Source organism: Pectobacterium polaris (assembly GCF_002307355.1).
Lineage (GTDB): Bacteria > Pseudomonadota > Gammaproteobacteria > Enterobacterales > Enterobacteriaceae > Pectobacterium > Pectobacterium polare.
The window spans coordinates 2686550-2713402 of the sequence record NZ_CP017481.1 but is presented as its reverse complement, the minus strand read 5'-3'; the positions used below and the strand labels follow the sequence as shown (position 1 = coordinate 2713402).

At 48.6% G+C, this 26853-nt stretch carries 16 protein-coding genes and 1 pseudogene; all 17 read right to left on the bottom strand.

What is annotated here, in order from left to right; genetic code table 11:
* Nucleotides 1-40: 40 nt before the first annotated feature.
* A complete protein-coding gene (locus tag BJJ97_RS12205) occupies nucleotides 41-7753 on the bottom strand; it encodes an Ig-like domain-containing protein (RefSeq protein WP_095994090.1) in 7713 nt (2570 codons plus the stop codon).
* Nucleotides 7754-8284: 531 nt separating this feature from the next.
* A complete protein-coding gene (locus BJJ97_RS12200; protein ID WP_095994089.1) occupies nucleotides 8285-9346 on the bottom strand; it encodes a diguanylate cyclase in 1062 nt (353 codons plus the stop codon).
* Nucleotides 9347-9579: 233 nt separating this feature from the next.
* Complete coding sequence (gene licT, locus BJJ97_RS12195) at nucleotides 9580-10416, bottom strand: BglG family transcription antiterminator LicT (RefSeq protein ID WP_095994088.1); 837 nt, start codon at nucleotides 10414-10416, stop codon at nucleotides 9580-9582.
* A gap of 94 nt (nucleotides 10417-10510) precedes the next feature.
* Nucleotides 10511-11935, bottom strand: a complete 1425-nt coding sequence (locus BJJ97_RS12190) for a glycoside hydrolase family 1 protein (protein WP_095994087.1) — start codon at nucleotides 11933-11935, stop codon at nucleotides 10511-10513.
* A gap of 280 nt (nucleotides 11936-12215) precedes the next feature.
* A pseudogene (locus BJJ97_RS12185) lies at nucleotides 12216-13843 on the bottom strand (S53 family peptidase).
* A gap of 18 nt (nucleotides 13844-13861) precedes the next feature.
* Complete coding sequence (locus BJJ97_RS12180) at nucleotides 13862-14419, bottom strand: chorismate mutase (RefSeq protein ID WP_095994086.1); 558 nt, start codon at nucleotides 14417-14419, stop codon at nucleotides 13862-13864.
* 389 nt (nucleotides 14420-14808) lie between these two features.
* Nucleotides 14809-16950 (bottom strand): YjbH domain-containing protein, encoded by a 2142-nt coding sequence (locus BJJ97_RS12175; protein ID WP_095994085.1) that lies wholly within the window; start codon nucleotides 16948-16950, stop codon nucleotides 14809-14811.
* Nucleotides 16947-17729: a capsule biosynthesis GfcC family protein gene (locus BJJ97_RS12170; RefSeq protein WP_095994084.1), complete on the bottom strand. Its 783-nt coding sequence runs from the start codon at nucleotides 17727-17729 to the stop codon at nucleotides 16947-16949. Before BJJ97_RS12170 ends, BJJ97_RS12175 begins: the two co-directional genes overlap by 4 nt.
* Before the next feature lie 9 nt (nucleotides 17730-17738).
* Nucleotides 17739-18416, bottom strand: coding sequence for a YjbF family lipoprotein (locus tag BJJ97_RS12165; protein WP_095994083.1), 678 nt, complete (start codon nucleotides 18414-18416; stop codon nucleotides 17739-17741).
* A gap of 75 nt (nucleotides 18417-18491) precedes the next feature.
* Nucleotides 18492-18800 carry a hypothetical protein gene (locus tag BJJ97_RS12160; RefSeq protein ID WP_095698942.1) on the bottom strand — a complete coding sequence of 103 codons (309 nt, stop codon included), beginning with the start codon at nucleotides 18798-18800 and terminating at the stop codon, nucleotides 18492-18494.
* A 448-nt stretch (nucleotides 18801-19248) separates the two neighbouring features.
* On the bottom strand, nucleotides 19249-20655 hold the full coding sequence (gndA, locus tag BJJ97_RS12155; protein ID WP_039492568.1) for an NADP-dependent phosphogluconate dehydrogenase: 1407 nt from the start codon (nucleotides 20653-20655) through the stop codon (nucleotides 19249-19251).
* Between the two features lie 230 nt (nucleotides 20656-20885).
* Entirely contained in the window at nucleotides 20886-21782 is an 897-nt protein-coding gene (locus BJJ97_RS12150; protein WP_039558357.1) for a sugar phosphate nucleotidyltransferase, read from the bottom strand.
* Nucleotides 21783-22106: 324 nt separating this feature from the next.
* The gene (locus BJJ97_RS12145) at nucleotides 22107-23246 is read right to left on the bottom strand and encodes an NAD-dependent epimerase/dehydratase family protein (RefSeq protein WP_095994082.1); all 1140 of its coding nucleotides are present in this window, start codon (nucleotides 23244-23246) and stop codon (nucleotides 22107-22109) included.
* A gap of 58 nt (nucleotides 23247-23304) precedes the next feature.
* Nucleotides 23305-24324, bottom strand: a complete 1020-nt coding sequence (locus BJJ97_RS12140; RefSeq protein WP_095994081.1) for a hypothetical protein — start codon at nucleotides 24322-24324, stop codon at nucleotides 23305-23307.
* A gap of 18 nt (nucleotides 24325-24342) precedes the next feature.
* On the bottom strand, nucleotides 24343-24897 hold the full coding sequence (locus tag BJJ97_RS12135; protein ID WP_095994080.1) for a DapH/DapD/GlmU-related protein: 555 nt from the start codon (nucleotides 24895-24897) through the stop codon (nucleotides 24343-24345).
* A 1-nt stretch (nucleotide 24898) separates the two neighbouring features.
* The gene (locus BJJ97_RS12130; RefSeq protein ID WP_095994079.1) at nucleotides 24899-25702 is read right to left on the bottom strand and encodes a glycosyltransferase family 2 protein; all 804 of its coding nucleotides are present in this window, start codon (nucleotides 25700-25702) and stop codon (nucleotides 24899-24901) included.
* Nucleotides 25699-26784 (bottom strand): glycosyltransferase, encoded by a 1086-nt coding sequence (locus BJJ97_RS12125; protein ID WP_095994078.1) that lies wholly within the window; start codon nucleotides 26782-26784, stop codon nucleotides 25699-25701. The genes BJJ97_RS12130 and BJJ97_RS12125 overlap by 4 nt, the downstream gene beginning before the upstream one ends.
* Between the last annotated feature and the right edge of the window lie 69 nt (nucleotides 26785-26853).

Sequence of the window (26853 nt, the reverse complement as noted above, 5' to 3'; positions counted from 1 at the left end):
CTGTTTTTTATTGTATTCATCACACCCTGCCACCGCCGTTTCAGGCTGGTTTGCTCATGTTTTGCAATGCGCCTTCGAGAGAGGCGATTTGCAGACGTTCATAGTCATCCAATGCTTTTAGCTGCTGGCTAAATACGGGCGCGCCAAAGACGGAAACAGGCGACATGACGGATGTCGAATTGCCATCCGACACGGACTGCCAACTGCCGCCGCTGAACACCTCAAGCGCGGTATTACCGGGAATGATATTGTTCGCAAACATCCCCGCCAGAGTGGACTTCCCACCCATTGACTGGTTGAAATCAGAGACGTTGCTGCGTGGTATACCGGGTTCGTAACGGTTTACGCCATTGTTGGCAAAGGCCACGGCCACAGCAGAACCCCCAGCAACACCACTGCCTTGTGCCGCTGCGCTAAACACGCTGGCGGTTCCCGGCGTAGAGCCTTCCGCCGTACCGGCATTAAAGAGTGAAGACGGTGCTCCCAACAGGCCATCGCCACTGGTCGACGCCGCCGCAACTGTCAACAGCGAAAGTTGGCTTTGGACCGCAGCGTTATTACCGACGATCGCCACCGCTGGCCTACTCGTATTTGTTTTGAATTCGGGATCGCCATCCGGTTGCGTAGAAGGCAGGACGCGTAAAACAAATGTGGTGTTCACACTCGCGTCCGCTGCATCCGTCGCGGTAACCAGAATTGACAGATCGCCGCTATTCGCGCGCCCCGGCGATCCGCTAAAGGTGCCGGTTGCAGGATCGAAACTCACCCAGGCTGGCAGCGCAGAACCATCCGCCCGCGTTGCACTGAGGCGCAGCGTATCGCCCACATCAATATCAGAGAAGGTATTAGCAGGAACTTGGAAGCTAAACGCCCCATCGCCATTCACCGTTTGGTTGCTAATACCTGTGGTGGTTGGCGCATCGTTAACGTTATTCACGACAACCGTAAAATCGCTGGACACCGAGACGCTGTTTTTATCGGTTGCGGTAATACGAATCGCTAACGATCCCACATCAGCGTTTTGCGGCGTACCTGAGAAGGTCTGCGTCTGAGGATTGAACACCAGCCAGGACGGCAGAGCCGAGCCATCGGACAACGAAGCACGGTAAGTCAGACTGTCGCCCGCATCGTTATCAACAAACGCGTTAGCGGGCAGCGTGAAGGTAAACGCACTCCCTTGGCTAGCGGACTGATTGCCAATACCGTTGGCAACCGGTGCAGTATTGCTATGAACGTCGCCGCTGATCCCCTGACCGTTCAGGTCATTGCCAGCCAGATCCGTCACCCCACCGTGATTGCCGGTAAAGACCAACTGAACTGCACCCGCCCCTGTCACATTGGTTAAATCAATTCGATAGGTTGTCGGACTCAGTGCTGTCACCGCACCAATTGTCGCCGTGGTGCCGTTAGCGTTAAGCAGAGAGAAGTCACGAACATCTAATCCCGTCACCGCTTCTGAAAAGACCAGCGTGTAGCTCAGTGCCTGCGAACCTGACGTTTCCGTCAGTGTCAGGCTGACCGGCACAGGGCGAGCGGTATCGATGCTAAAACTATCGGAAGTGATGCTGCCCACGCCCGCGTTGCCCGCCGCGTCGGTGACACCGCTGTAGTTCAAGCCGATTGCCGTGCCCGCATTGGTCACGTTAGCATTCGGCGTAAAGGTCGCTTTCCACGTCACTCCGCCGTCGCTGCTGGTCACGTTACTCAGCGTGCCGTCTGCCACGGTCAAATCGGCGTTGCTAAATCCGCTCACCGCTTCGGAGAAGGTGATGGTGACTTCAGCACTTTCGCCCGCTTTAAGGGCATTGTCGCTCACCGCTATCGTCGCTGTCGGCAATGCCGTATCGATGCTGATATTCCCGGAGGTCTCGCTGCCCACACCCGCGTTACCCGCCGCGTCGGTGACGCCGCTGTAGTTCAGGCCGATTGCCATGCCCGCATTGGTCACGTTAGCATTCGGGGTAAAGGTCGCCGTCCACGTCACGCCGCCGTCGGTGCTGGTCACGTTACTCAGCGTACCGTCCGCCACTGACAGGTTGGCGTTGCTGAAACCACTGACTGCCTCCGAGAAGGTGATGGTGACCTCAGTAGTTTCACCCGCTTTCAGGGCGTTGTCGCTCACCGCTATCGTCGCAGTCGGCAGCGCCGTATCGATGCTGATATTCCCGGAGGTCTCGCTGCCCACGCCCGCGTTACCCGCCGCGTCAGTGACGCCGGTGTAGGTCAGGCCAATCGCCGTGCCCACATTGGTCACGTTGGCGTTCGGCGTGAAGGTCGCTGTCCAGGTCATGCCGCCGTCGCTGCTGGTCACGTTACTTAGCATGCCGTCTGTCACCGACAGGTTGGCATTGCTAAAGCCGCTTACCGCTTCGGAGAAGGTGATGGTGACGACGGCACTTTCACCCGCTTTCAGGGCGTTATCGCTGACGGCTATTGTCGCCGTCGGCAATGCCGTATCGATACTGATATTACCGGACGTCTCTGTACCCACGCCCGCGTTGCCCGCCGCGTCGGTGACACCGCTGTAGTTCAAGCCGATTGCCATGCCCGCATTGGTCACGTTGGTGTTCGGCGTGAAGGTCACTGTCCACGTTACGCCGCCGTCGCTGCTGGTCACGTTACTTAGCGTGCCGTCTGCCACGGTCAGATTGGCGTTGCTAAAACCGCTCACCGCTTCCGAGAAGGTGATGGTAACTTGTGCACTTTCACCCGCCTTCAGGGCGCTGTCGCTCACCGCTATCGTCGCTGTCGGCAGCGCCGTATCGATGCTGATATTCCCGGAGGTCTCGCTGCCCACCCCCGTGTTACCCGCTGCATCGGTGACGCCGGTGTAGGTCAGGCCAATCGCCGTGCCCGCATTGGTTACGTTCGCGTTCGGAGTCAGGGTCGCTGTCCACGTCACGCCGCCGTCGCTGCTGGTTACATTGCTCAGCGTGCCGTCGGTCACCGACAGGTTGGCATTGCTGAAACCACTGACCGCTTCGGAGAAGGTGATGGTGACTTCAGCACTTTCACCCGCTTTCAGGGCGCTGTCGCTCACCGCTATCGTCGCTGTCGGCAGCGCCGTATCGATGCTGATATTCCCGGAGGTCTCGCTGCCCACGCCCGCGTTGCCCGCCGCATCGGTGACACCGGTGTAGGTCAGGCCAATCGCCGTGCCCGCATTGGTCACGTTGGTGTCCGGGGTCAGGGTCGCTGTCCACGTTACGCCGCCGTCGCTGCTGGTCACATTACTCAGCGTACCATCGATCACCGACAGGTTGGCGTTGCTGAAACCACTGACCGCTTCGGAGAAGGTGATGGTGACTTCAGTAGTTTCACCCGCTTTCAGGGCGTTATCGCTCACCGCTATCGTCGCCGTCGGCAGCGCCGTATCGATGCTGATATTCCCGGACGTCTCGCTGCCCACACCTGCGTTACCCGCCGCATCGGTGATGCCGCTGTAGGTCAGGCCAATCGCCGTACCCGCATTGGTCACGTTGGTATTCGGGGTCAGGGTCGCTGTCCACGTCACGCCGCCATCGGTGCTGGTCACGTTACTTAGCGTGCCGTCCGCCACCGACAGGTTGGCATTGCTGAAGCCCGTCACAGCCTCCGAGAAGGTGATGGTGACTTCAGTAGTTTCACCCGCTTTCAGCGCGTTGTCGCTTACCGTAATCGCCGCCGTCGGTAACACGCCATCAACGACAATGGCTTTCTGTGCCGCCAGTGAATTAAGGCTATTGAGCCCTGGCAGAGTCAGCACCGCCGTGCGGTTGACGTTATCCTGAATCGTCGCACCATTGAGCGACAGCGCAGACGTGCTGGCGTAGTTCAGATCGGCGCTCAGATCGCCACTTTGCACGATATATTCGAAGGTCAGCGTGTTAGATCCAGAACCTGCCACATACGTCGCCACGCGATCGATCGCGCCCGTTTCGAGTAATAGGGTTGGCACACCACCAGTGGTATCTACAACAACATTGGAATCAAACGCTACCGTAACCTGAATGGCCTGTCCTATTTTATAGGCTCCATCGGCACTACTCGCACTGACGCTGGTAATCGTGGGGTTATTCGGATTCACCGTAATCGCGATGGTATCGGTGTCCGTTTGTGCTCCACCGGAGCCTGAGCTGCCTAAATCATTACTGACAATTTGGATCGACGCGCTGCCGTTATAGCCGCTGGTTGGGGTAAACGTCAGGCCATTTAACGCATGGTTAATATTGGTCAGGCTGCCCTGGAAGGTCATCGTGCTGTCGTCTGCGCCCGATCCCACGCTGAAAATCAGCCCAGAGAATGGCGACAAGGTCAGTAATCCATTCGACGCAGTTAGCGTCACCTCCATGGTGTTACCACCGATGTCGACGTCACTGACGGAAATCAGGTTGCCGTTAGCAGTATTAAATACCAGCGAGCCATCCTGCTGTACCGCCTGTGCCACAGGTACGCCGTTGACTGGCGCATCGTTAACCGCATCAATGCTCAGTGTCACGGTGCTCGACGCAGTTTTGGCACCGCCACTCCCCGTGTTACCGCCGTCATCAATGCCGACCGTCAGCGTCACATTTCCTGTTGCGTTGCTGGCCGGGTTGAATAGCACATTACCGTCTGCGATATAGGCATTGATATTGGTGATTGAGCCCGTCAACGTCAGGCTACTCGTGCCACTACCCACAACGGTAACGCCAGAATTGCTTGCATTAAGCACGCCGCTGCCTACGGATAACGTCACCGTAACGTCATTACTATTAGCATCGACATCCGCGAAACTGATGCCGGTAATGGCCTTAGCCAGATCTTCCGTTACCGTGATCGAAGTGGGCGCGCTGATAGTCGGTGAGTCGTTCACCGCCACTATAGTTACCGTGGCAGCAATCGACAGCGTTGTGGTTTCTACACCACCATTACTCGTCCCGCCATTATCAGAAATACTCATCAACGTCACAGTACGGGTTGGCCCCGTAGGGTTTTCGCTGGTATTGCGATAGGTGATACCGTCGATCGCCGTGGCCGCCGCTGAGGCGCTGATGCCACCCGCTTTACTCAACGTTAGCGTGGCAGTGCCTGCAGCCACGCTAACGGAATAAGACAAGCCGTTTGCGGTCGTGGTGCCGCTATTACCGTTGATCAATGCAATGGTTGTTCCATCGATTTGCAGTTGTTCACTACTGCCATTCGACACATTGCTGATGACAAGAGAGAACTGGGTAATGCTCTGCCCGGCTTCAACCGTGCTGACTGAAACGTTACTGAAGAGATCGACCGCGCTACCGTTTTCGGTATAGGTCACATTATTACCGGTGGCAGATAGCGTTGGGGCGTCGTTCACGCCAGTCACGCCAACAGCCACCATTGCGGAAGCACTCCCGCCGTCGCCATCATTCACGGTAATGCTAACGAAACGCGTCGTGATAGCAGGATCGGCTGTATTGCTGTTTTGATAAGAAAGTGCGCGAACTAATGCCTGAACGGCGGCTGGAGTGGCACTGGCGTTTAAGGCCACCACCAGATCGTTCGTGCCAGAGCCACCGGTAAAGGTGCCAATCACGACGCCACCATAGGTGACATTCGCGCCAGACACGCCGATTTGCCCGACGCCCGTACCCAGATTCATGATACCTAACACATCTTCACTACTATTACGGTTAGTGGTGATCGCGACCCGCACGCTGCCACCGTTGAAATCGGCTGAATCCGCATCCGTAACCGTAGCGTTACCGCCCGCATCTAAACTAATCGGTGACGCGCCCTCGGTAAAGTTAACGCCATCACCGTTCAGGTTACCAATGACTGGCGCAGCATTGAATCCACTGACGGTTATACCGTTGCCAGTCAGATCGGCAATATTTCCGCCCGTAATTGGCCCGTTCCAGTCGTCTGCGGCAGCCAAATTATAGGTTGTACCGCCCAATGAAGACGTCCCGTTCTGGTTAATTATCCCGCTAAGCCCAGCTCTATCGGTTGCGCTTAATACCATGATAAAAGACGTGGCGTTGAGGATTTCAACATTGCTGGTTGCGCTGAGCGTATAAGAGCTACCGCCTTGACCAGTGAAGGTGAGCTTAGAGACATCAATATCGTTATTTAACCCACTCTGCTTAACCAGATTGGTACCCGTCACCGTTAATGTGCCGGTCGCGTTATCGTAGGTCGAAGAGGTAATGGTTGGGGTTTGCACATTGCTAACGGTGACGCCATTGCCTATCAAATCAGCAGGCGTTGAAGATTGTGTCGCATTCCACCCAGCGGCGGCAGACAAATTAAAGGTCGTCCCACTGGCCGCAGAGGTTGTCCCATTCTTGTTCAGCAGCCCTTCAACATTGATCTGATCAGTCGAATTTAGTGTGATACTGAATGTTGTGGCATTTACTGCGGTCACATTGCTGCTAGTTAACGTATAGGTATTGCCGTTTTCACCCGCCAGCGTCAGTTTGGAGACGTCAATGGTGTCACCCGTTGCCAGGTTGGCACCCGTTACGGTCAACACATTCGCACCTGCGTCATAGGCTACCGCAGTGATCCTTGGAATAGCCGCCGCCGTTCTGACATCGGTGATATTGATATCCTGTAATACCGCATATTTACTGGAGGTAATAATGACCTTGGTAGCACCCGCGATCGTGGAGAATGAATTGATAGCCTGAAGGTTGGTGTTGCTCGCATCGAAATTGAAGGATTCCGTTGAATTATCCGCGTAGGTCACCACGATATTCACCGTGCCGCTTTCAGCACGCGCACGGAATCCATTAAAATCAAACATATAACCATTATTGGGGGCGATCGTCAGTTTTATATCGCTCCCTCCAGTGGAGCTGTCTGCTCCCTCCAGCGCGTAGAGCCCACGATTACCGCCATCTCCATCGAGATATAGACCACCGGAATTTTCACCACCGGAAAAAGTAACAGGGTGCCCTCCGACGTCTCGCACTAGTTCGAAGTTAAATAAGTCGATGTCATTATCAGTGAACGTTATCGTCGCCAACGCGCCGCTATAAGCGTCAATAGCCATAGCTTGAGTTTCGATATCGCCCGTATGCTTTTCTAACACCCAATCCCCACCGATCAGGCTACTGCCCGTGACATCAACGGATGCGGCAACATCCGCTCCGGTAGCCAGCGCCAGATTTACTAAGAATGCATCCCCTTTTGCGTCACCGGCAATATCACACCCATAGAGCAGTAAATCACCTTCTGTGGTTAATGCTGCGCCTAAGGCCGCAAGCTGTGCCTGCACGTCGCTCGATTTCAGCGATGAATCCGTCAGCACCTGCGTACCCAGATTCACCTTGCCTTCAGAGCCATGGGAAAAGACATGAATAGCGTCATAACCGGTATGCGTCGCCGCCCAGTCGGCCATTTGCTGCAAGCCATCCTTCGAGCCGTCGATCAGTACAACCTCAACGCCGGGCTTGATTCCCGCCACCAGCGTTTGGTAATCCTTCACTGACGTATCGACAAAAGCGACTTCCTTACGTGAAGAAACCGAGCCGTCAGCTACAGCAGCAATATCAATATCCTGCGTTGCGGCAGATTGTGAGTCATGGGCGGTTTGATCTGCCGTGGAGGCATGGGTGCCAGATGCGGCAATCGGTTCCGATGTGTTTGCCGCCGTGTCATTCACCGTTGCAGCTATCGCACCATCAAAAAGTATACGCGGCTCCAAAACATAAGCCGGTAGTGAAGAAGCCTGCATCGGATTTGTCGCCGCCGGCTTAATGACCGCATTTGCTGACTGAGGATGCCGAGTAAACCAATTACGCCATGCCATAGCGGGACTCCTTTAAGCGGCGCTGTTCCTTGCCCGATGTTTAATTTAAATGATGTTTTTTGGTGACCTGACATCACGCATTCACGCCATTCCCGCCGATAGAGGGTATCGGATAAGAAAGGAAAAGACTGGAGAGATAAGACCTTGCTGACATATTTTCATAAAAACACATCCATTAACAATAGCTTTTAAAAAGAAATATACTCCCAAAAATCTTAACAAAGACTAATGATAGAAATATGTTATAAATATCAAAAAAATAGCGTTTCTTTGCAGTATTTCTCCACTTAAACGTAAATTTTCACGGCATGAGTCCCTACCTGTTTTATGTAAAGATAAAACAGGAATTACGCGTATTATTTCCCCCTATTTCTAAAAAATTAGCAGGGACAGTTCGGTATCGTTTGAGAGTGGTATGGGATTACTGAAAGTATAAAGAAGGCGAAACCCCAATCACCACCTCGATAGCGATAAGGGCTTATTGGTCATTATCAGACAGGATAAAAGAAATCAGGCTGTAGTTTAGTGTATTCAGGCAACTTCGGTTCGGCGGCGGCCTTTGTTTTTTGCCCGGTAAAGCGCCATATCTGCGGCCTTTAACCAGTCAATATGTTGACCCATTTCCGGTGCAATTTCCGCAATGCCGACGCTGACAAATACCGCCAGCTGCGGTGTTTGGTTCAGGAATTTCAGCGACAAACTCTCCCGAATACGATTCACGGCATCCAGCGCCTCTCCCGCACGGGTCTGCGGTAAAATAACGGCAAATTCATCTCCGCCGAATCGCCCAATCACATCCGTTTCCCGAAAGCCGGATGTCAGTTCACGCGCCAGTAGCAATATCGCCTGATCGCCGACGTTATGCCCAAAGTTATCGTTAAAGGCTTTAAAATGGTCAATATCAAACAGGACTAACGTCGCCGTGCGCTTATAGCGTTGGCAACTGTCATACTCGTGTTTCAGCAGGCGTTCCCAGTGGTGGCGGTTATAGAGGCTGGTCATCCCGTCATGAATACTGACTTCCATCAGCATACGTTTGTGTTCCGCCAGTTTCAGTGCGGTGGTATAGGTGACATAACCGAGAAAAATCGGATAGATCAGCAACATCGGCAGACAGGCATAAAGCTGTAGCAGTGTCGTATCCAACGAGACAGGTACGGCAAACAGCACAAGAACCAGCGCACAGGCGACGCACTGTAATACGATGCCCTGAACAAGCAGCTTTACGCCACCGCCAGCCGTACAGTTCATCCCAACCATCGCCGCAATCAGGGCACTGGGTAGAAGATTCACGCCCATGAACCCAATCCAGATGCCGCCAAACGCCACATCAATCAATAAATTACGCTTCTCGCACTGCATCGGATCGCGCGACCGCCGGGACAGCGTGTAGGCAATATGAGGCCAGATAAAGGTGTTAAGAAAAAGCAGCACCCACAATAGCGTCGGGATAGGCCGAGTAATCAGCACCGAGGAAATAAAGAGAGCGCACAGTATCGTACCGACAATCCGTGGAATATAGACTCGCTGGGAAAAGCGTAGCCCTGAGCGACGTACATCTACCGTCAAAAACATCGGCGGCGAGGCTGACATAACGACCCCCATGCGGTTCACTAACAAATAGCGAGAAAAAAGAACATTATGGCTGAAAGCATGTCAGCAACAGTGAGCAATTTTTGAATTTATTTTGTTACATAACGAAACGAACTGGTGTCGTCAGGGTTGGAGAGAGTAGCACGGATATTAACGGTAGCTGGTCTTACCCGTGATTGTCGTTCCGTATCGATGATTGCCGCTGGATGTCCCCGTCATGATAGCCCATGTTATTAAGCGGGAGAGGGTTGTAACCGATTAATATGAATGGTCAAAAACATGATCTCATCGGTGGTTAGCTGGCAGGCGTAATTTTTTTCCACATAGTCATACACTTTCATCGCACAGGCATAAGCTCGTGGCATCAATTCGGTAATCCCTTGATAGATAGAATCGTCGCCGTGATTCACGGTTTCCCGATTTAGCAAACGCAGAGCGAAAAATTTCAGGTGCGTAATCAAGCGCTGATAATTAAGCGAATATTCATCAAACGTGATGTGCAGATCGTATTTCAGAATGGTCAGAATATCTTTAATGATACCCGCGCTTTGCATCGTGCTCTGCATATCGCTGTTATTCGTCGCATTCGCCAAATGCAGCGCAATAAACCCCGCCTCATCCTCCGGTAAATCGATATCCAGTCTGGTGCGAATCAGTTCCAGTGCCTCTAACCCAACGGCAAATTCACCGCGATAGAACTGACGAATATCCCACAGCATCAGGTTCTTGATCGTCTGCCCTTTTTTATGACGTTGAATAGCAAAGTTAATGTGGTCGCTTAAGGCCAGAAACAGCGTGTCCTGCACATCAAGTCGCAGTGTTTTTTGCGCCAGCGTAATTATCTGCTGCGTGACCGCCAGACAGTCGGGCGGAATGTCCGCCAGCAATTGTGACAGCACATCCGCTATGCCGTCGCTTTTCTTCACGAACTGGCTTTCAATGCGCTGCGGGTCGATAGGGTCACCCACTTTCTTGCCAAAGCCGACGCCTTTGCCAATCGCCACAATTTCCCGTTGGTCATCTGCCAGCACCAGAACGGCGTTATTGCTCAGTATTTTTTCAATGATCATCGCATCAGCCGTCCTGTCTGATGGGAAGGCGCGCTGCCTTCCCTACCGTTTAACACCCCAAACGTGGTATCGATGAGGCGTCTTATTTCATTACTTACGCTTCTGAGCTATCCAGCCCATTGTTTTTAATCACATCAGCATACCAGTATGCGCTTTTTTTACGGATACGCCGCAGATCTTTCAGATCGAACTCTTCACGGTTAACGTAAATAAAGCCATAGCGCTTCGAGCATCCCTGATGGGTGGAAATGAGATCCAGCGCCGACCATGGCGTATAACCGAAGACATCCACACCGTCAGTGATCGCAAGCTGAATTTGCTCAATGTGGCGTTGCAGGTAATCGATGCGGTAATCGTCGTGAATCTCACCGTTTTCATCCAGTGTATCAAACGCGCCCAGCCCATTTTCCGTAATGATCAGCGGTAAATGGTAGCGATCGTGCAGCTCACGAAGCGTATTGCGGAAGCCTATCGGATCGATCTCCCAGCCAAAGGCATTTTTCTGCAACCACGGATTGGTTGCGCCACGATGTACGCCTTCTTCACCTGATTTCAGGTGCTGGTCACCGCCGCGAGCAATTTCATCCAGGCCGTCATTTTTACTGGCTTCAACCGTTTGCGAGGTGTAGTAGTTAAACGCGATGAAATCGGGCTTGGCCGATGCCAGAATATCCATATCGCCGGGCAGAATCTCCGGCGTATAGCCTTTTTCTTCCATATAGCGCCAGGCCGCGGTGTTGTAACGCCCATATACCGCCATATCCAGATACAGCCAGTTGCGGATCGCGTTATAGTTGAACGCCGCCATCACATCCTCAGGCTTCGATGAGGCCGGATAAATCAGTGCAATGTTGGGTGCCGGCCCAATTTTCGCACCAGGCACTTTTTCATGCAGCGCCTTCATCGCTTTTGCCTGCGCCACCAGCATGTTGTGGTTCTGCTGATAGAGATTCTGTTTCGGATTTTCCAGCGTAGGATCCAGTGTCCCCAATGCGGAACCGTGCAAAATCATCATATTTTGTTCATTGATGGTCAGCCAGTACGTCACCTTGTCGCCGTATTCATCAAACAACACGTTGGCAAAGCGCTCAAATGCATCCACCGTTTCCCGGTTATACCAACCGCCTTTTTCCTGTAACGCCTGCGGCAGATCGAAATGGTACATCGTGACAATCGGCACAATACCGTAATGCAGCAATTCGTCGATAAGATTGTGGTAAAACGCAATGCCCGCGGGGTTTACCTCGCCACTACCGTCGGGAATAATACGGCTCCAAGCGATGGAAAAACGGTAGGTTTTAAAACCGATATCGGCAAACAGTGCGACATCTTCCTTGTAACGGTGATAATGGTCGCTGGCGACTTTAAAGTCCGTTGTGCCCTCAGGATAGGACGTTCTGGCATCAATCACCGACGGCCCTTTGCCGTCTTCATTCCACGCCCCTTCAACCTGATAAGCCGATGTCGCCGCGCCCCATAAAAACCCCTCAGGGAAACGCTTAAGATGACGGTATTTCACGGTTTTTCTCCTTTTCTCAACGAGATATCACTGATGTTATGGGTAGCGCGCGATCGGGCTGGATTCAGGCAAAAAAAAACCTGATACGAACATGTCTGAATAACATGCGTCGTATCAGGTTTCGCTCAGGCGTTAGCCCGATCACGTCCTTCTTATCGGGTTATATCTGCTAACCGCCCTAGACTCAAACCGAGGTCGGGCAATCTGTGATGGATATCACCGATAATGTCCTCGTCTGAGCAGGGGTGTCCCCTGCGCCAGCCCTCTCAGGCAGGCAGACTCACCGCTCGTGCCCACCATCGCGGTCGTGCGCGCCATTGCCATTGAGCCTCACGAGCCGTTTCAACAGCCTGAGCAGCTTCATTCCATCCGGCGACCCCAACCCCGTGCAGGCATCCCATCCTTCAGAGGCGACAAATGCCCCATTATTTCCCCGCACGATATCCTTGCAGCTATTGCGATTACGGTACAGCAGGGGAGGAATAAATAGCGATGCTGAGTGGGTCAACGCGAGCATACGCGCCAGCAATCCCGCCCACAGTGGTGCGACAGCGCTGGTTCCCCCAACAACCCCTTCCCGCCCGTTTACTTCAATCAGATAGCCGGTTTCGGGATCGGCATTGCCACTGACGTCAGGTACGCCACGGTGTTGCAAGGGATGATGACCGCCATATTTGTCGACCAGAGACATCCCTAACTGCCAACCGGGCAACGCAAAATGCTGGCTAACCCCACCGCCCGTCGCGCTGCCGTCTCGGCTATGCCAGGTGGTTTCTTCCATCGATTTTTGCAAGCGAGTGCCGCCACAGGCTAAAACGTAGGGGCTGGATGCCGGGAAATCGACGTGTAAACCATGAGGTTCACCATCCTGTGAGCCATGATCGCCAGACGCCACACACACCGTAATCCCTAGCGCCGCAGCGGTCTGAAAGGCCTGGTTGTACACCTGTAATGCTTGCGCGGTCCATTCTGACTCGCTGCCCCCCCAGCTAATCGAAATCACCGACGGCGCATTTTTCTCATCATGAATCGCCGCGTTAATCGCCTCTAAAAACCCGGCATCGGTATTCGGCGCAAAATACACCACCACTTTAGCGCCGGGTGCCAATGTACCCGCGATTTCGATATCCATCTGCACTTCGATATCAATCGGGTTCACCTCTTTGTCGTCATCTGACGAAGCAAGGGCATTCTTAGCGCCACCCACACAAACATCGACGATCTGCGGCGGATTGACGCCCATTCGTTTAAAATAGTGTTCCAACTGCGGTAAGCGATATCCACCCCCCAGTTCAATAATGCCGATACACTGCCCCGCTCCGTCATGCTCCGGGAAGTGGTACAGCTCTGCCAGCTCGAGCGGCGTATAGCCCGACAGACGCTTTGCCGTAGTAGAGAACGCGTCATTCATGCGTAGGTAACAGTTCGACGTAAGACGTTCATCAAGGCCTAATACGGCGATAACTACGCCCTGTAGGTATCCCGGCAGATAAATCCCCCCGATCTCCCACGAAATGCCCCGTGTTTGTGGTCATACCGGGCTAAGCTCACACGAAACGCCTGCTCCATTTGCTCCACCGTCCCCGTCAAGAAGACGGTGCGGCTGGCAGCATGTTCACGTTCGACAGATAGCCGATAATGCCGCGCAAACGCACGGACATGCTCTATATCGGCCTCATCAGCGCTGAATTTTCTGGCATAGCTGGCTCTCGATAGCGGTTTATTGGCGCTGATACCGCCAAATTGCGGATCGATGCTATCGTGCAGTTCGGTGTAATACTCATCATCTGGCGTCGTAAAACGCAACACCAGCATGACTCTGACCCTTTCGTTAACATCGCAGCGTTCTCGGTACACGGCGTCAGCGATATTTCCGCGTTCACTCCCTTTCAATAATTGGTAAGTCATCGTCTTCTCTCCACTCAGCTATTTGCCGTCTGGTTCAATTTGACTCAATGCCGCATAAATCTGGCGTTTGTCGTTCTGTGACAGATGCTCAACATTAATAGAAGAAAGAAATGTGTCCTCCTGCTGAGGCGCAAAATGCCCGCCACTCGCAAGATAACGTTTAATACTCACCAAGAGCTGGTCATCAATCGTGAGTAGCGTGGGTCTAACGGTGTCGTTCAGCGAAAGCGGCGTCCAGTCGCTCTCCGGTGTCGCAAGCCAGTCCGCCATGTAACGATACTGAATCGCTTTGCTGGCATTCATTAATGAGGTAAAAAACAGCTGTGTACTCTGAGGGGATAAACCAACGGCAGCAGATTGCTCCCGCCCCTTACTCAAAATACGTTCCTCTTGTTTTAGATCTTCAACGGGCAGGTGTTGACGGGCCTTATACCCCGCAACGTCTTTCATCAACACCATCCGCTCCTGAATCAGTTGATAAATACCAAGAGGATTGTCCTGCGCTGCGGCATAGAGAGGAACACACCAAACAGAGCTCATCATTAACGAGATAACAGCGGAAATAGGCAAATTCATCGGGTTGCACTCTCCTGTTAGCATTACCATGAAGATCTATGGCTATGTTTTATTTCGCCATTGCGGCAGGAGATAATAGGTTTCGCTATATGAATCTTCCATGACGAAACTATTTCAATCATTACCCTCAGGACACACTTCGTCTTAAAAATGCCCCGACTCGTCACGACAATCGTGATTAAGCTATTAAATTATCATCAATTTATCGCTAAAGACTCAGAAGCGTCATCCTCAGTGCGACATGATTAAGATACAAACGATAACCAAATGAAATAGTTCATTTTAGTTATCAAATGATTTTCCTCCGCAAAGTAAACGTGCACAAAAAAGCCCGTCACGGCACTCGGCGATGACGGGCTTGATTAACACCCTAAACGAACGGGGATCGATTAGTGTTCGGTGAGGCCATACAGTGAGCTGCGGCGCTGTAGCATCTGACCACCGTCACGCGTCAGCGGCACCCAACCAACGGCTCCACGTTTCACCGTCGGTTCGGTGAACAGCAGATCAAACGGTATCGAGACGTAGAAGCCTTTAGTAAAGCTTCCTTCACCATATTCAGCAGCGCTGACGTTGGTCTTGGTCGCAAAGGCACCCGCAATGATTCCGCTATCAAAGCGGCGAGACAGATCGAGGGTTACCCCTTTGTCCCCTGCCAGATAACGACCCACACTCACCTTCGCTACCGCACCTTCCACAAACGGCAGTTCCCAGTAGGCGGTCAGATGGCCTGTCACCACATCGTAATCGGCCATACGCATGATATCGTTCCAGTCACGCTGTTTGACATAGTTCACATCCATCCCCAGCGCCCAGCTTTTACCGAACGGACGATACAGCACTTCAGATCCGACACCCGCGTACATCATTTCCAGATAGCCGCCGTAGACCTGGGTATACCAGTCCTGCGCGGGATTATCCCTGCGAGTCAATTGCAGATTGGTCAATAACAGATCGGAAGAAGTAATGTATTCACGCACCCAGGTTCTGACACGCGGCAGCGCAGCACCATCCGCTGGTGGTGTTTTATAGTTGAACTTGTCGTAGTTATTCACCAGATTCAGCGTTGCCGTTCCGCCTACGCTCCAGTGATCGCTCAGACGGTAGTCCACATTACCTTTTAGCGCAATCTGGTACATGTAGAAGGATTCAGGGCCACCGAAAGACTGCGTCAGCGTCGGATCTAATGAATACGTCAGACGATCGGGCTCTGCAAGCAACACCTGCTGACCACGCACATCGGATACCGGCTCTTTGCGATGCGTGACAGGTTCCGGTTGCCCCAGTGGAATAGCCGCCTGTTTAACCTGATGGAAAGGCTTGGCATCGACTTCCGTGCTGGCAATCGGTAAACGCTGGCTGCGCTGAACAATGTGGTACTCATCAATACTGCCCGGTACATGGTTTGCCAATACCGTAGCCGCACGCTGCGTAGCCTGTTCGCTATCACGATACTTTGTCTGTTCGGCAACAATGGTGACCTGCTTTTGGTCCGCGTAGATATCGGCATCCTTAAAGCCGGCCTTATCGTTCAGCTCTTTCGAAACGAGCTGCCAGTTTGTGCCTTTGCCATCCTGTACCGGCGCATAGACGGGTGGCGCATCGTCTAAGTAGTTCGGCTTCAGGTCATTGAAATTAGTGCGTAGGGTAAAGCCCCACATCAGGGTATTGCCGCGCTGCCACGATAACGTGGTATCCAACACATTTCCCACCCGGTAGACCGCACCGATGTTGAAAGGAGAATCGTGTTTCAGCTTCTGTGGCACACCATTGGATGACGTTCTTTCTGCACTGTAATCGTTGCCGTCATATTCAAGCTTTAAGCGCAGGGGATCCCAGAGTGTCTGATACTCAACGCCACCAAACAACGCGGCAGGACCATGGAAGAAGTTGCCTACCTCAAATTCCCCGCCGCCACCTGAAAAACTGTCACTACGCTGGCAGAAACTGGCTTTGAATGAACACGCAGGGTTTTTAATATTGCCACTTTCAGCCATGTTACCCCACCCCATACCCAGGGTGAAATCAAATGGGCCCATACGCTTACTGGCTACAACATATTCGCTATCAAACAGACCTGTACCGGCAATATCACGCAACCCTACAGAAACATCCGGCATCCAGTAGCTTTCTTGCCACAAACGCGCTTTGACATCGAATGACTTATCTTTATAGGTTTGGCTACCGCTGAAACTAGGGTCAAGACTATAAGGACGAGTACGAATATCGGTATAACGCACCGTCGTTTCCAGCCAGTCAAAGAGCTGGAGCGATATGGAGTAACGTCGATATTCCTCATTGTCGCGGTAATTAAGGCTAAACTCGCCCGTTTCCGCCATACGCGCCGTAGGCATCTGCAACAGGCCTGTGCCACCGAAATCAGACTGTGATACCCCCACCGGCTGAAAGCGCAGATTCGGGTTTGTCGCAGTACGGCTGCTTTCGGTTTCAGCCGCCATCGCCTGTGCGCTCAAGATACTGCCAATCGCCAACGACAGACAGCCTAGTTTAACGTTTCTATTCTTTGTCATTCGAGTGGCGTCCGGTTAGCGAGGTAGTCAGCAAGCTGATCGTTGAGTGATGACATATCCTGTGGCAAAACTGAGGGATTAAAACCAATAAAGAGCGTTTCGCCCGCAGCGGGTTCAACATGCTGGCGGTTCCACAGCGCCAGCGGCACTTTGCGCCACTTGCCATTGCCCGCAATCAGATAGCCGTAACTGTTATCCGCTCCCGCAAGAAGCCGACGTCCAGAGAGATAATTTTCGACCGACCATCCGGCACGTAGCACCACTCTCCCCGATGTCTCCAGTTCTCCCACATCAGCGGAGGTATTCACCAGACCGATCAGCGACAGCTTGTCATCATGAGGCGCTACATACAGTGCATATTCCCCCACCAGAGGGCGATTATTTTCTACATAGACACGCACGCGGTCAGGATCCAGATCGGTGCGAATACGACCCGCAACATTAATCGGGTTAATGGTCTTTCTCAGTAGCCAGACGGAGATCGCCAGATCGCCATCGCCTGAATTACGCCAGCGCGTTTCCAGTTCAGCCAGCTTTTGCAGCAAGACATCCCCTTGCGCACGAACCTTCTGTGTCGTCGCAAAATCAGAAATAAACGCCGTTTGCCAGTTGATATTCTGTGGCCAGGGAACCTGTTCGTAAAATTTTTCAAGACGCGTGCCATCATCCAATTTGACGACGGCTATCGTCTGTTGAGGCGATTTCACAGTCAACTGCGCAGACGTCGCAACACCGGAAACCAGCAGCAACAAGGTAGCGATACGATTGAGTGCCAACATTGCAGCCCCTTATTGGACGTAGGGTTTTAATACGGTGAATTTGACCAGTGCCATATCTGGCCCCATATACTGCTGGCTTTGAATGACGTTTCCGTTAGTCGGATCGAGCCAGTAGCTATTGGTGTAAGATTCATTCAAGGTGGGGACGGTCACCTGCTCATCAAAACGCAGCAGCTCACGCGAGGTATCCAGAATTTTTACGGTTTCTTTGCCGCGGGCCTGAAAAACGGACCGGGTCTCGTAACCACCGCGGAAGACTTGCGCCCACTCAACCCGGCTTTGCCATGTCATTGGCGTTGATGCCTTCAACAGACCTAAGGTCAGGGGATCCTGCTGCAGGTTATCTACATAGGTGATGTCTTCGCCGAAACCCTGCGTTTTCACTAAACGGCCATGTTGGGTCGCGACCATATTTTTATCAGCCCCAATCCACTTCAACTGGTTCTGCTCGGCAAAAGCAAGCACGACAAACGCCTGGGGCGCTTTACCCACCTTCAGATAGGCCGATGCATACGGTGTATTGGTAACCTGCTTAGCGGTTACGTGGGTGTCATCTTGCCCAACGAAAGCTAACTTGAACGTTTTCCCTACCGAATTCATATTCTGGGAACAACCGACCAACAGAATGGATAAAAAAGGGATGGCAAGAAGCGAATTCACCTTTGCTATTCGTTTTATTTTTGTCATGGAATGCAGTTCTCGTTGAACAGCGTAGCCCGGAAAAAGAAAGGCCACCGAAGTGGCCTTAGAATTGAAACGGTATTAACCGGCAGTACCAGTCGTAGCCGTCGTTGTCCCCGCAGGAGAGCTGTCATCGTTGCTAGAAACAGCAACAGCGACACCAACAGCAACAGCGGCAGCAACACCCACAGCAATCAGTGCAGTGGTACCAGCGGCAACACCAGCACCAGCGGCACCAGCAGCACCAGCAACGCTTGCGCCGGTAACTGTGGTGGTAGTAGTACCAGTGGTCGTGGTGCCAGCAGCCGTAGCGCTGGAGACGCCATCAACAGCAAACGCGTTTGACGACATGGCCAGTACCGCGGCCAGCGTGATTAACGTTTTCTTCATTACGATTTCCTTTTTAACATGAAGTACTTCAGGGTGGGGTACCGTCGAAAAGACCATACCCCGTCCTTCATTTCAGCCAGCACAACGGCAAACCGATTTAGTTTTGCGTCGTTACCGACCGTTACTGGGATCCTCCCAGTAATGAGTTACAGTTCAATGGCGATAAAACCATCTATGAGATAAAACCACCTCTGACAAACAACACCAGAAAGCAAAACTACAACTCAATTTTTGCAACACCGTTAAAAATAGCAAGATCCCGATGTAATAAACAGCAATGATCTCGGTAAAAAAGCAGATTTCTTTAAGGAAATTTACAGTATTCCAGAAAAAAAGTCATAGATATCCTAACGATATCAATCCACTGATTCATCAATACAAAAAACGCCAGATATTTCCTAATCTGGCGTTTTATTAACAAACGGTGCTATCTAGTCATAAGAAACGACTATTCCAGCCACTCGGTATGGAATACGCCTTCTTTATCCGTACGCTTATAAGTATGAGCGCCGAAATAGTCACGCTGAGCCTGAATCAGGTTAGCAGGCAACACGGCTGAGCGGTAGCTGTCGTAATAAGCAATAGCCGCAGAGAAGGTTGGCGTCGGGATACCTTGCTGAACAGCGTAAGAGACGACGTCACGCAGAGCTTGCTGGTATTCATCAGCCACTTTCTTGAAGTAAGGGGCCAACAGCAGGTTAGCGATATCGGCTTTCTGCTCGTACGCATCGGTAATTTTCTGCAGGAACTGCGCACGAATGATGCAGCCAGCGCGGAAAATCTTGGCGATTTCACCGTAGTTCAGATCCCAGTTGTTCTCGTCTGATGCGGCTTTAAGCTGTGAGAAGCCTTGAGCATAAGAAACGATTTTACCCAGATACAGCGCACGGCGCACTTTCTCAACAAATTCGGCTTTATCACCACCGAATGGCTGAGCTGTCGGGCCGGTCAGCACTTTAGAGGCAGCAACACGCTGATCTTTCAGTGAAGACAAGTAACGGGCAAAAACGGATTCCGTAATCAGAGACAGCGGTTCACCCAGATCCAGAGAACTTTGGCTGGTCCATTTACCGGTGCCTTTGTTAGCCGCTTCATCCAGAATCACATCAACCAGATAGTTACCTTCTTCATCTTTCTTCCTGAAGATATCGGCAGTGATCTCAATCAAATAGCTGCTTAACTCACCTTTATTCCACTCAGAGAACGTCGCGGCAAGCTCGTCGTTGCCCAGATCCAGTGCCTGCTTGAGCAATGCATAGGCTTCAGCAATAAGCTGCATGTCGCCGTATTCAATGCCGTTATGCACCATCTTGACATAGTGACCTGCGCCATCAGCGCCAATGTAGGTCACACAAGCTTCGCCATCAGCACGTGCGGCAATCTGTTCCAGAATCGGAGCAACCAGCTCATACGCTTCTTTCTGGCCGCCAGGCATGATGGAAGGCCCTTTCAGCGCGCCCTCTTCCCCACCAGATACGCCTGTACCGATGAAGTTAAACCCTTCAGCGGACAGTTCGCGATTACGGCGAATCGTATCTTTATAGAAGGTGTTACCGCCATCGATCAGAATATCGCCCTTTTCCAGGTAAGGTTTCAGCGATTCAATCGTTTTATCGGTTGCTTCACCGGCCTTCACCATCAGCAGAATACGGCGTGGTTTTTCCAGGGATTCGACAAACTCTTCAACGGTGTAAGACGGCACCAGTTTTTTACCCGGATTTTCCGCGATAACTTCATCGGTTTTATCGGAAGAACGGTTAAAGATGGAAACGCTATAGCCACGGCTCTCAATGTTCAGCGCCAGATTGCGCCCCATCACCGCCATACCAACAACGCCAATTTGCTGTTTGGACATTAAAGCAACTCCTGTCTGAAGGATAACCTGCCTGCAACGGCGACAACGCCTCGCATTGCGACCTTGCAAGCAATTTAAAAACAGGCCGACATGGTAACTCAGCTTTGCGTGAGTGGGTAGTGATTGGTTTGATAGCGAAAGTTCACCCAATCGGAACGTATGGCGGGAAAAAGAAAAAACCGCAGAACGATTCAACGATCTGCGGTTTTACAGCGAGTTATCACGCAATATTACTTTTTCAGCAGCGCCTTAATACTTTCTTTAAATTCGGCACCAAACTCAGGATTGCGTAATCCATAGGACACAAATGCCTGCGCATAACCCAATTTACGGCCGCAGTTAAAGTTCTTGCCTGACATTTGCACAGCATCAACCTGCTGAGTCGCGATCATATCGGCAATCACATCCGTCAACTGAATACGTCCCCACGCACCAGGGACCGCTTTTTCCAGCAACGACCAGGCATCGGCAGTTAATACATAGCGCCCAACCGCAGAAAGGTCAGATCCCGTTTCAGATGGTGCCTCAGGTTTTTCAACCATAGACGTAATCGCTGCGGCATCGCCTGGGTTCACCAGCGGTTTGTCACAATCGACGACTGAGTACTCAGGCAACACCTCATAAGGACGATGTTTCACCAACACCTGACTACGCCCGGTTTCTTCAAAGCGGGAGATCAGCAGCGCCAGATTTTCCGTCGTCTGATCGGCCGTGCTTTCATCCAGCACCACATCAGGCAATACCACCACAAACGGACTATCGCCAATGATTGGGCGAGCACAGGAGACCGCATGCCCTAGCCCCAGCGTTTCTCCCTGCCGAACGTTCATGATCGTCACGCCTTTCGGGCAGATAGACTGTACTTCGGCCAGCAGTTGACGCTTGGCGCGTTCTTCCAGCAGAGATTCAAGCTCAAACGAGGTATCGAAGTGGTTTTCAATTGCGTTTTTCGACGCATGCGTCACCAGAACAATTTCTTTAATCCCCGCCCTCACACACTCGTTGACGATTTTCTCAATCACCGGGCGGTCAACCAGTGGCAACATTTCCTTAGGAATTGCCTTGGTCACAGGTAACAAATTCATCCCTAAACCTGCTACAGGGATAATAGCTTTCAATGATGTCATGGATTGACTCTCTTCAATCTGATGGTTTTTATCTGGTTGATTGCCTCTGTAGCGTAATGCCATAACGCTACTCATGACACTAAGATTACACCTAATCAGCCACAAAGCGACTTTGTATAAAATATTAGCTTTTCATACTTATGATACTTATCATATTCTAGGTGATATTTACGTAACGTTAGCTGAGTTTACTGACCTAAATAATCTCACCGTGATTTCATAACACATCACATTACCGAAGCCAGAATAACTTGTAGTATAAGTTATTCTAGAAAAGCTATATTTATAGAACATATAAAAACAACATAGTGGTATGAATTAACACTATTTATATAATCCCTTCTCTTTCATTTCGATCAAACTTTTCTCATAGTCATCAGCTTGTATTTTTTGATTATTAACCCAAGCGGTGAAAAGTGATATTCCCTCTTCAAAAGAGATTTTAGGTTCAAAACCGAGTAGCGATTTTATTTTTGTCAAATCAGCATAGTTGTGTCGGATATCTCCTAAGCGATAATTATTGGAAATACTTATATCGGTATTCGTACCATAAGATTTTTTAAGTGTATTAGCTACTTTCAGCACACTGACAGGCTCACCATAGCCAACATTAAACACTTCATAATTAGCTTGTTCTTTCTCAAGTCCAAGAATTGTAGCTTCAACAACGTCATCAACATACACAAAATCACGACTCTCAAGACCGTCCTCAAAGATTTTTATCGGATTATCATTCTTAATTCGTGTTGAAAAGATAGAAAGAATGCCAGTGTAAGGATTAGATAGTGACTGGCCTGCACCATAAACATTTTGATAACGGAAAGCTACAGCAGGAATACCGAGCGATTTACCTATCACCAGAAACATCTGTTCCTGTACTTGCTTAGTGATTCCATAAACAGAGGACGGATGAATCCGGCTATCTTCATGAGTTGGGAGTAATGTCACAGCCTTACCAGAAATGGGGCATTTAACCTCAAAATCACCTTTAGACATATCTTCATCTTTTCTCTCAATCGGGTAAACATCACCGTACTCCTGAGAAAAATAGCGTCCTTCACCATATATAGACCGAGAGGACGCTACGATGATTTTTTTAACACCGTGTTTTCCATTAGCCAGGATATCCAGAAAAATGGAGGTTCCTTTAATATTTACATCCGTATAACGTTCTATTTCGTACATCGACTGGCCCGTGCCAGTTTCAGCAGCCAGATGAACCACTGCGTCAACATCATTAAGAGCGGTAGCCCAGTCATTTTTGGAAAGCACTGTTCCATGAATAAACGTGACGCGGTTTTTTATTGAACGATAAAGAGGTGATTGAGTAGGATCTGTACCATGAATTTGTGGAGAAAGATTATCTAATACGGATACGTCATATCCCCTTTCAAGCAGTTTTAAGGCAAGATTTGAACCAATAAACCCTGCACCACCGGTAATTAGAACTCGTTTGAATTTCATTAAAACCTCTACAGATCATTTAGCTAAATAACTTAAAGTTAACATAAGAATAATAAAATTATTGAGCATTGACATCAGTCGATGAAAAAACACTCACCAACCAACTTCTTAAACTATATTTAGTGTAGATATCCAACGGTAATTGACGATAATCTTTTAAAAGAAAGTCGTGTAAACCATCCGTATTTTCATCATCCCAAATATAGATATTATCCTTTAAGAAAAAGTCATATTCTTCAATGTTTTTATTTGTAGTTATTATTTTTTTACCCGCGCCTAACATCTCAATAGTACGCATGGTAAGACCTCGTTGCGCACTATGGGGGATATCTACAACACAATGAGATTTCCCAATAATATCAAGCACATCTTTAGATGACATTGGTACAAATGAAACCTGTTTAATACTTACATCTTTTAATTCTTTAGAAAAATACTTTTTGTAAAAAAAGACAAAAACACTTGGGCAATAAAAGTAAATAAATGGATTAACTGCATTAGCAGCGTTTACTGCTTTATCAACTAATTTCATTCTTTGGCTATGAATCGTACCAATGAAGGATATGTCGTAAACTGGATTTACTTTGCTATTAGTTATTACTGTATAATCATTAGAATAAAAAAGAGGAAGGAAATCAAAATTCAGCGTAAGTGAATCTTGCTTATCAAAAGTGAAACAATGTTCAAAAAATTTTTGATATTGCAAAATACCTTTCTTGTTAGCAATAGAATCCCACATATAGAGAATAAAGGGCGTTTTATTAAATTTCAGTTTCATCCTTTGCAGAATACTTTTATTCGGTGTTTCAGGATTAACAAAAAAAATGTAATCAGGTCGAAATGACTCCATCTCTTTCATTATGAAGTTATAGTATTTATTAATTAAGAATTGAATTAAAAAATTGATCCTTAAGCGTATCAGGGATTTAACCATAACAGAATTTGATGGCCTATCATCATACAGGATTACATTAGCCCCCAAAGATTCTAATTCATCCCGAATTTTTACGTCATATGAGAAAAACTTTGGGCAGAATAGTACGACATTCTTCCCCTTCAGAAAATTTAAATTTTTCACTATAATACCTTCGACATACTAATGATCTTCCTTAACCCACCGTTTTTTATCATGATCGTATCTTTTAACAATCCTCGCGGGTGCACCTACAATAACAGAATAGGCAGGAAACTTTCCACGAACAACAGCGTTAGCCCCAACAATACAATGATCCCCAAGAATACTACCTGCTTGTATTGCAGCCCCTATACCAATAAAGCAATTGCTACCAATATAGGTATCTGAAACTTTGAAACCCTGGTCACTAACTGGCAAATTGATATCAGTGTAAACATGATCAATATTAGTGACAAATACATTTGCATTTATTATAGTTCCACTGCCGATAATAAGACTACCTGCAGAGGTAATATGTACATTCTGTGCAATACCTACATTATCCTGAATGGTCACAACCCCCTCATTATGAGTCTCAATTCTTAAACCGGGGAAAATACGAACCCGCTTGCCACAGGATATCCTCTTCCCCCCTTTGAAAAAAAGAGGAAAAGCAATATATGATGGAAATCCAATTCTCTTAAAAAAAGGTAAAAGAATAATAGCCGATATAAACCATTTAATTTTATAAATCATATCATGATCTCATTTTTATTATTAAGACCCTTCTGATATACTTTAAATTATAAAAAAATTTATAAATAAAGCATCTAAAAGAACTAATAACATTTCTTTCCCTACATTTGTCTAAAAGAAGTAAAGTCCCCTGATGCATCTTTGCAAGATTGGCAGAAAGACCTTTTTGACCAAAGTTTAACTTTCCATTACCTGTCACAACAAGTGAATCAGGATGATAAAAGAAATTGAATTCCTCACAAATTCTTACCCAAAGATCTGCATCTTCAGAGTGTGTCATTTCTTCATCATACATACCAACAGAAAGTAAAGCAGACCTTCTAATCAGTGCAGTGGAAGTCTGAGGGAACACTTTTAAAAGGAGATCATAAACAGATGCTTTATATAAATAATTTATAGCTTTTCCTCGCAGGAAAAGTTTTTCATTATTTCTCGCACATCCGAGAAAATCAATTTCGTGAAGACTACTTTTTAAGATATTTAGCTGTACTGAAAGCTTATCCTCAATCCATATATCATCAGAATCTAATAATGCGATCCAATCACCAGTTGCCTTTTTTATACCATAGTTTCTTGCTGAAGATACGCCACCATTTTCTTTATTATATAAAACAATATTGAATTCTTTATTCTCGTTCTTAATTCCCTCTAATACTTTAAGAGTATTATCCGTGGAACCATCGTTTACAACTATTATTTCATGTAAATCACCACAGGAAATATTTCTTTGATTACATACAGACTGTATGCAGTCTTTGATCGTCAATTCAGCATTATAAGCTGGAATAACAACAGAAACATTCATTCATTAATTACCTCAAGCCAGCCATTTATTATTCTTTCATCATTCCATGAAAGAGATGAAATGTAGGCAGCATTCCCCATATTTTGTAATAAGGACGAATTATTTAATAATAATTTTAATTTATCTTTATATTCTTCTTTATTATTCAATGGGATCAAAAAACCATTTTCCTTGTTAATTAATATATCTCTTGGTCCTGAATTACAGTCGTACGCAATGCATGGGAGACCAAAAGAGATCGCTTCTAGTAAAACCATACCGAACCCCTCACTTTTCGAAGACAACGCAAATAAAGATGCACCTTTATATTCATTATCAATGTCAGCACGAGGAAGTTTTAGTTCGATAGATGAAATTTTATTTTCAGAAATAAACTCTCTGATTTCATTTTCTAGCTCCCCACCTCCTAGGATTCTCAATATCCAACCATCAGGAATAGAATTTTCTTTTATTAAGTCGTGCCAAATTTTCATCAGCTGTAATTGTTGTTTATCTTCTGTGAATCTTCCAATATTGAGAACAACTCGTGAAGATAAATCACTACGACTATATTCCATATCAGGTTTGAAGTGTGGGATATATTTCACAGGAAAAAATTGTTTCTTATAGACAGCGGCATCTGTTTTCGTTGGAACTATAAGCTTATGACTTTTTTTATAAAAAAGAAATTTTATTGCCTTGTAGAAAAAATTATAGTTATCAGCAGCTCCATGCTCCGTAATTATTATTTTCTTGAGACTTACACCCGCTAACATTAACTCCAGAAGATTAATTGGAGCGGTAATACAAAAAAAATCACAAGTATTATTTTTAAAATAAGTCCTTATTTTATTCCTAGCATGAGCAACGCCAATCAAAACCTGAACAGCCCGAATCAGCCGTGATTTCATATTAAGAACTAAATTAATACCTAAACTTTGAAAAGGTATATCAGGATGGAGTTTATAAAATGATGTAGGTTTATCTTTTACCAAGATACTCACATCACTGACTTTATTTAATTTATTTACTAATGTGGAAACAACCCTTTCGATCCCACCAGCTGGTTGCATACTGTTCAAATAGAATATTATTTTTTTCATACCAACTCATTTAATTATTAATCAAGTCGTTAATAAATCACAACGCATTTTAGATTTATGCACAACAAT

What these genes read in the sequence shown, in the direction of transcription:
- licT (WP_095994088.1), bottom strand. Translation starts at nt 10,416, where the DNA reads ATGATCATTGAAAAAATACTGAGCAATAACGCCGTTCTGGTGCTGGCA.
- BJJ97_RS12175 (WP_095994085.1), bottom strand. Translation starts at nt 16,950, where the DNA reads ATGACAAAGAATAGAAACGTTAAACTAGGCTGTCTGTCGTTGGCGATT.
- BJJ97_RS12200 (WP_095994089.1), bottom strand. Translation starts at nt 9,346, where the DNA reads ATGTCAGCCTCGCCGCCGATGTTTTTGACGGTAGATGTACGTCGCTCA.
- BJJ97_RS12135 (WP_095994080.1), bottom strand. Translation starts at nt 24,897, where the DNA reads ATGATTTATAAAATTAAATGGTTTATATCGGCTATTATTCTTTTACCT.
- BJJ97_RS12170 (WP_095994084.1), bottom strand. Translation starts at nt 17,729, where the DNA reads ATGTTGGCACTCAATCGTATCGCTACCTTGTTGCTGCTGGTTTCCGGT.
- BJJ97_RS12180 (WP_095994086.1), bottom strand. Translation starts at nt 14,419, where the DNA reads ATGAATTTGCCTATTTCCGCTGTTATCTCGTTAATGATGAGCTCTGTT.
- BJJ97_RS12125 (WP_095994078.1), bottom strand. Translation starts at nt 26,784, where the DNA reads ATGAAAAAAATAATATTCTATTTGAACAGTATGCAACCAGCTGGTGGG.
- BJJ97_RS12145 (WP_095994082.1), bottom strand. Translation starts at nt 23,246, where the DNA reads ATGAAATTCAAACGAGTTCTAATTACCGGTGGTGCAGGGTTTATTGGT.
- BJJ97_RS12150 (WP_039558357.1), bottom strand. Translation starts at nt 21,782, where the DNA reads ATGACATCATTGAAAGCTATTATCCCTGTAGCAGGTTTAGGGATGAAT.
- BJJ97_RS12165 (WP_095994083.1), bottom strand. Translation starts at nt 18,416, where the DNA reads ATGACAAAAATAAAACGAATAGCAAAGGTGAATTCGCTTCTTGCCATC.
- gndA (WP_039492568.1), bottom strand. Translation starts at nt 20,655, where the DNA reads ATGTCCAAACAGCAAATTGGCGTTGTTGGTATGGCGGTGATGGGGCGC.
- BJJ97_RS12160 (WP_095698942.1), bottom strand. Translation starts at nt 18,800, where the DNA reads ATGAAGAAAACGTTAATCACGCTGGCCGCGGTACTGGCCATGTCGTCA.
- BJJ97_RS12205 (WP_095994090.1), bottom strand. Translation starts at nt 7,753, where the DNA reads ATGGCATGGCGTAATTGGTTTACTCGGCATCCTCAGTCAGCAAATGCG.
- BJJ97_RS12130 (WP_095994079.1), bottom strand. Translation starts at nt 25,702, where the DNA reads ATGAATGTTTCTGTTGTTATTCCAGCTTATAATGCTGAATTGACGATC.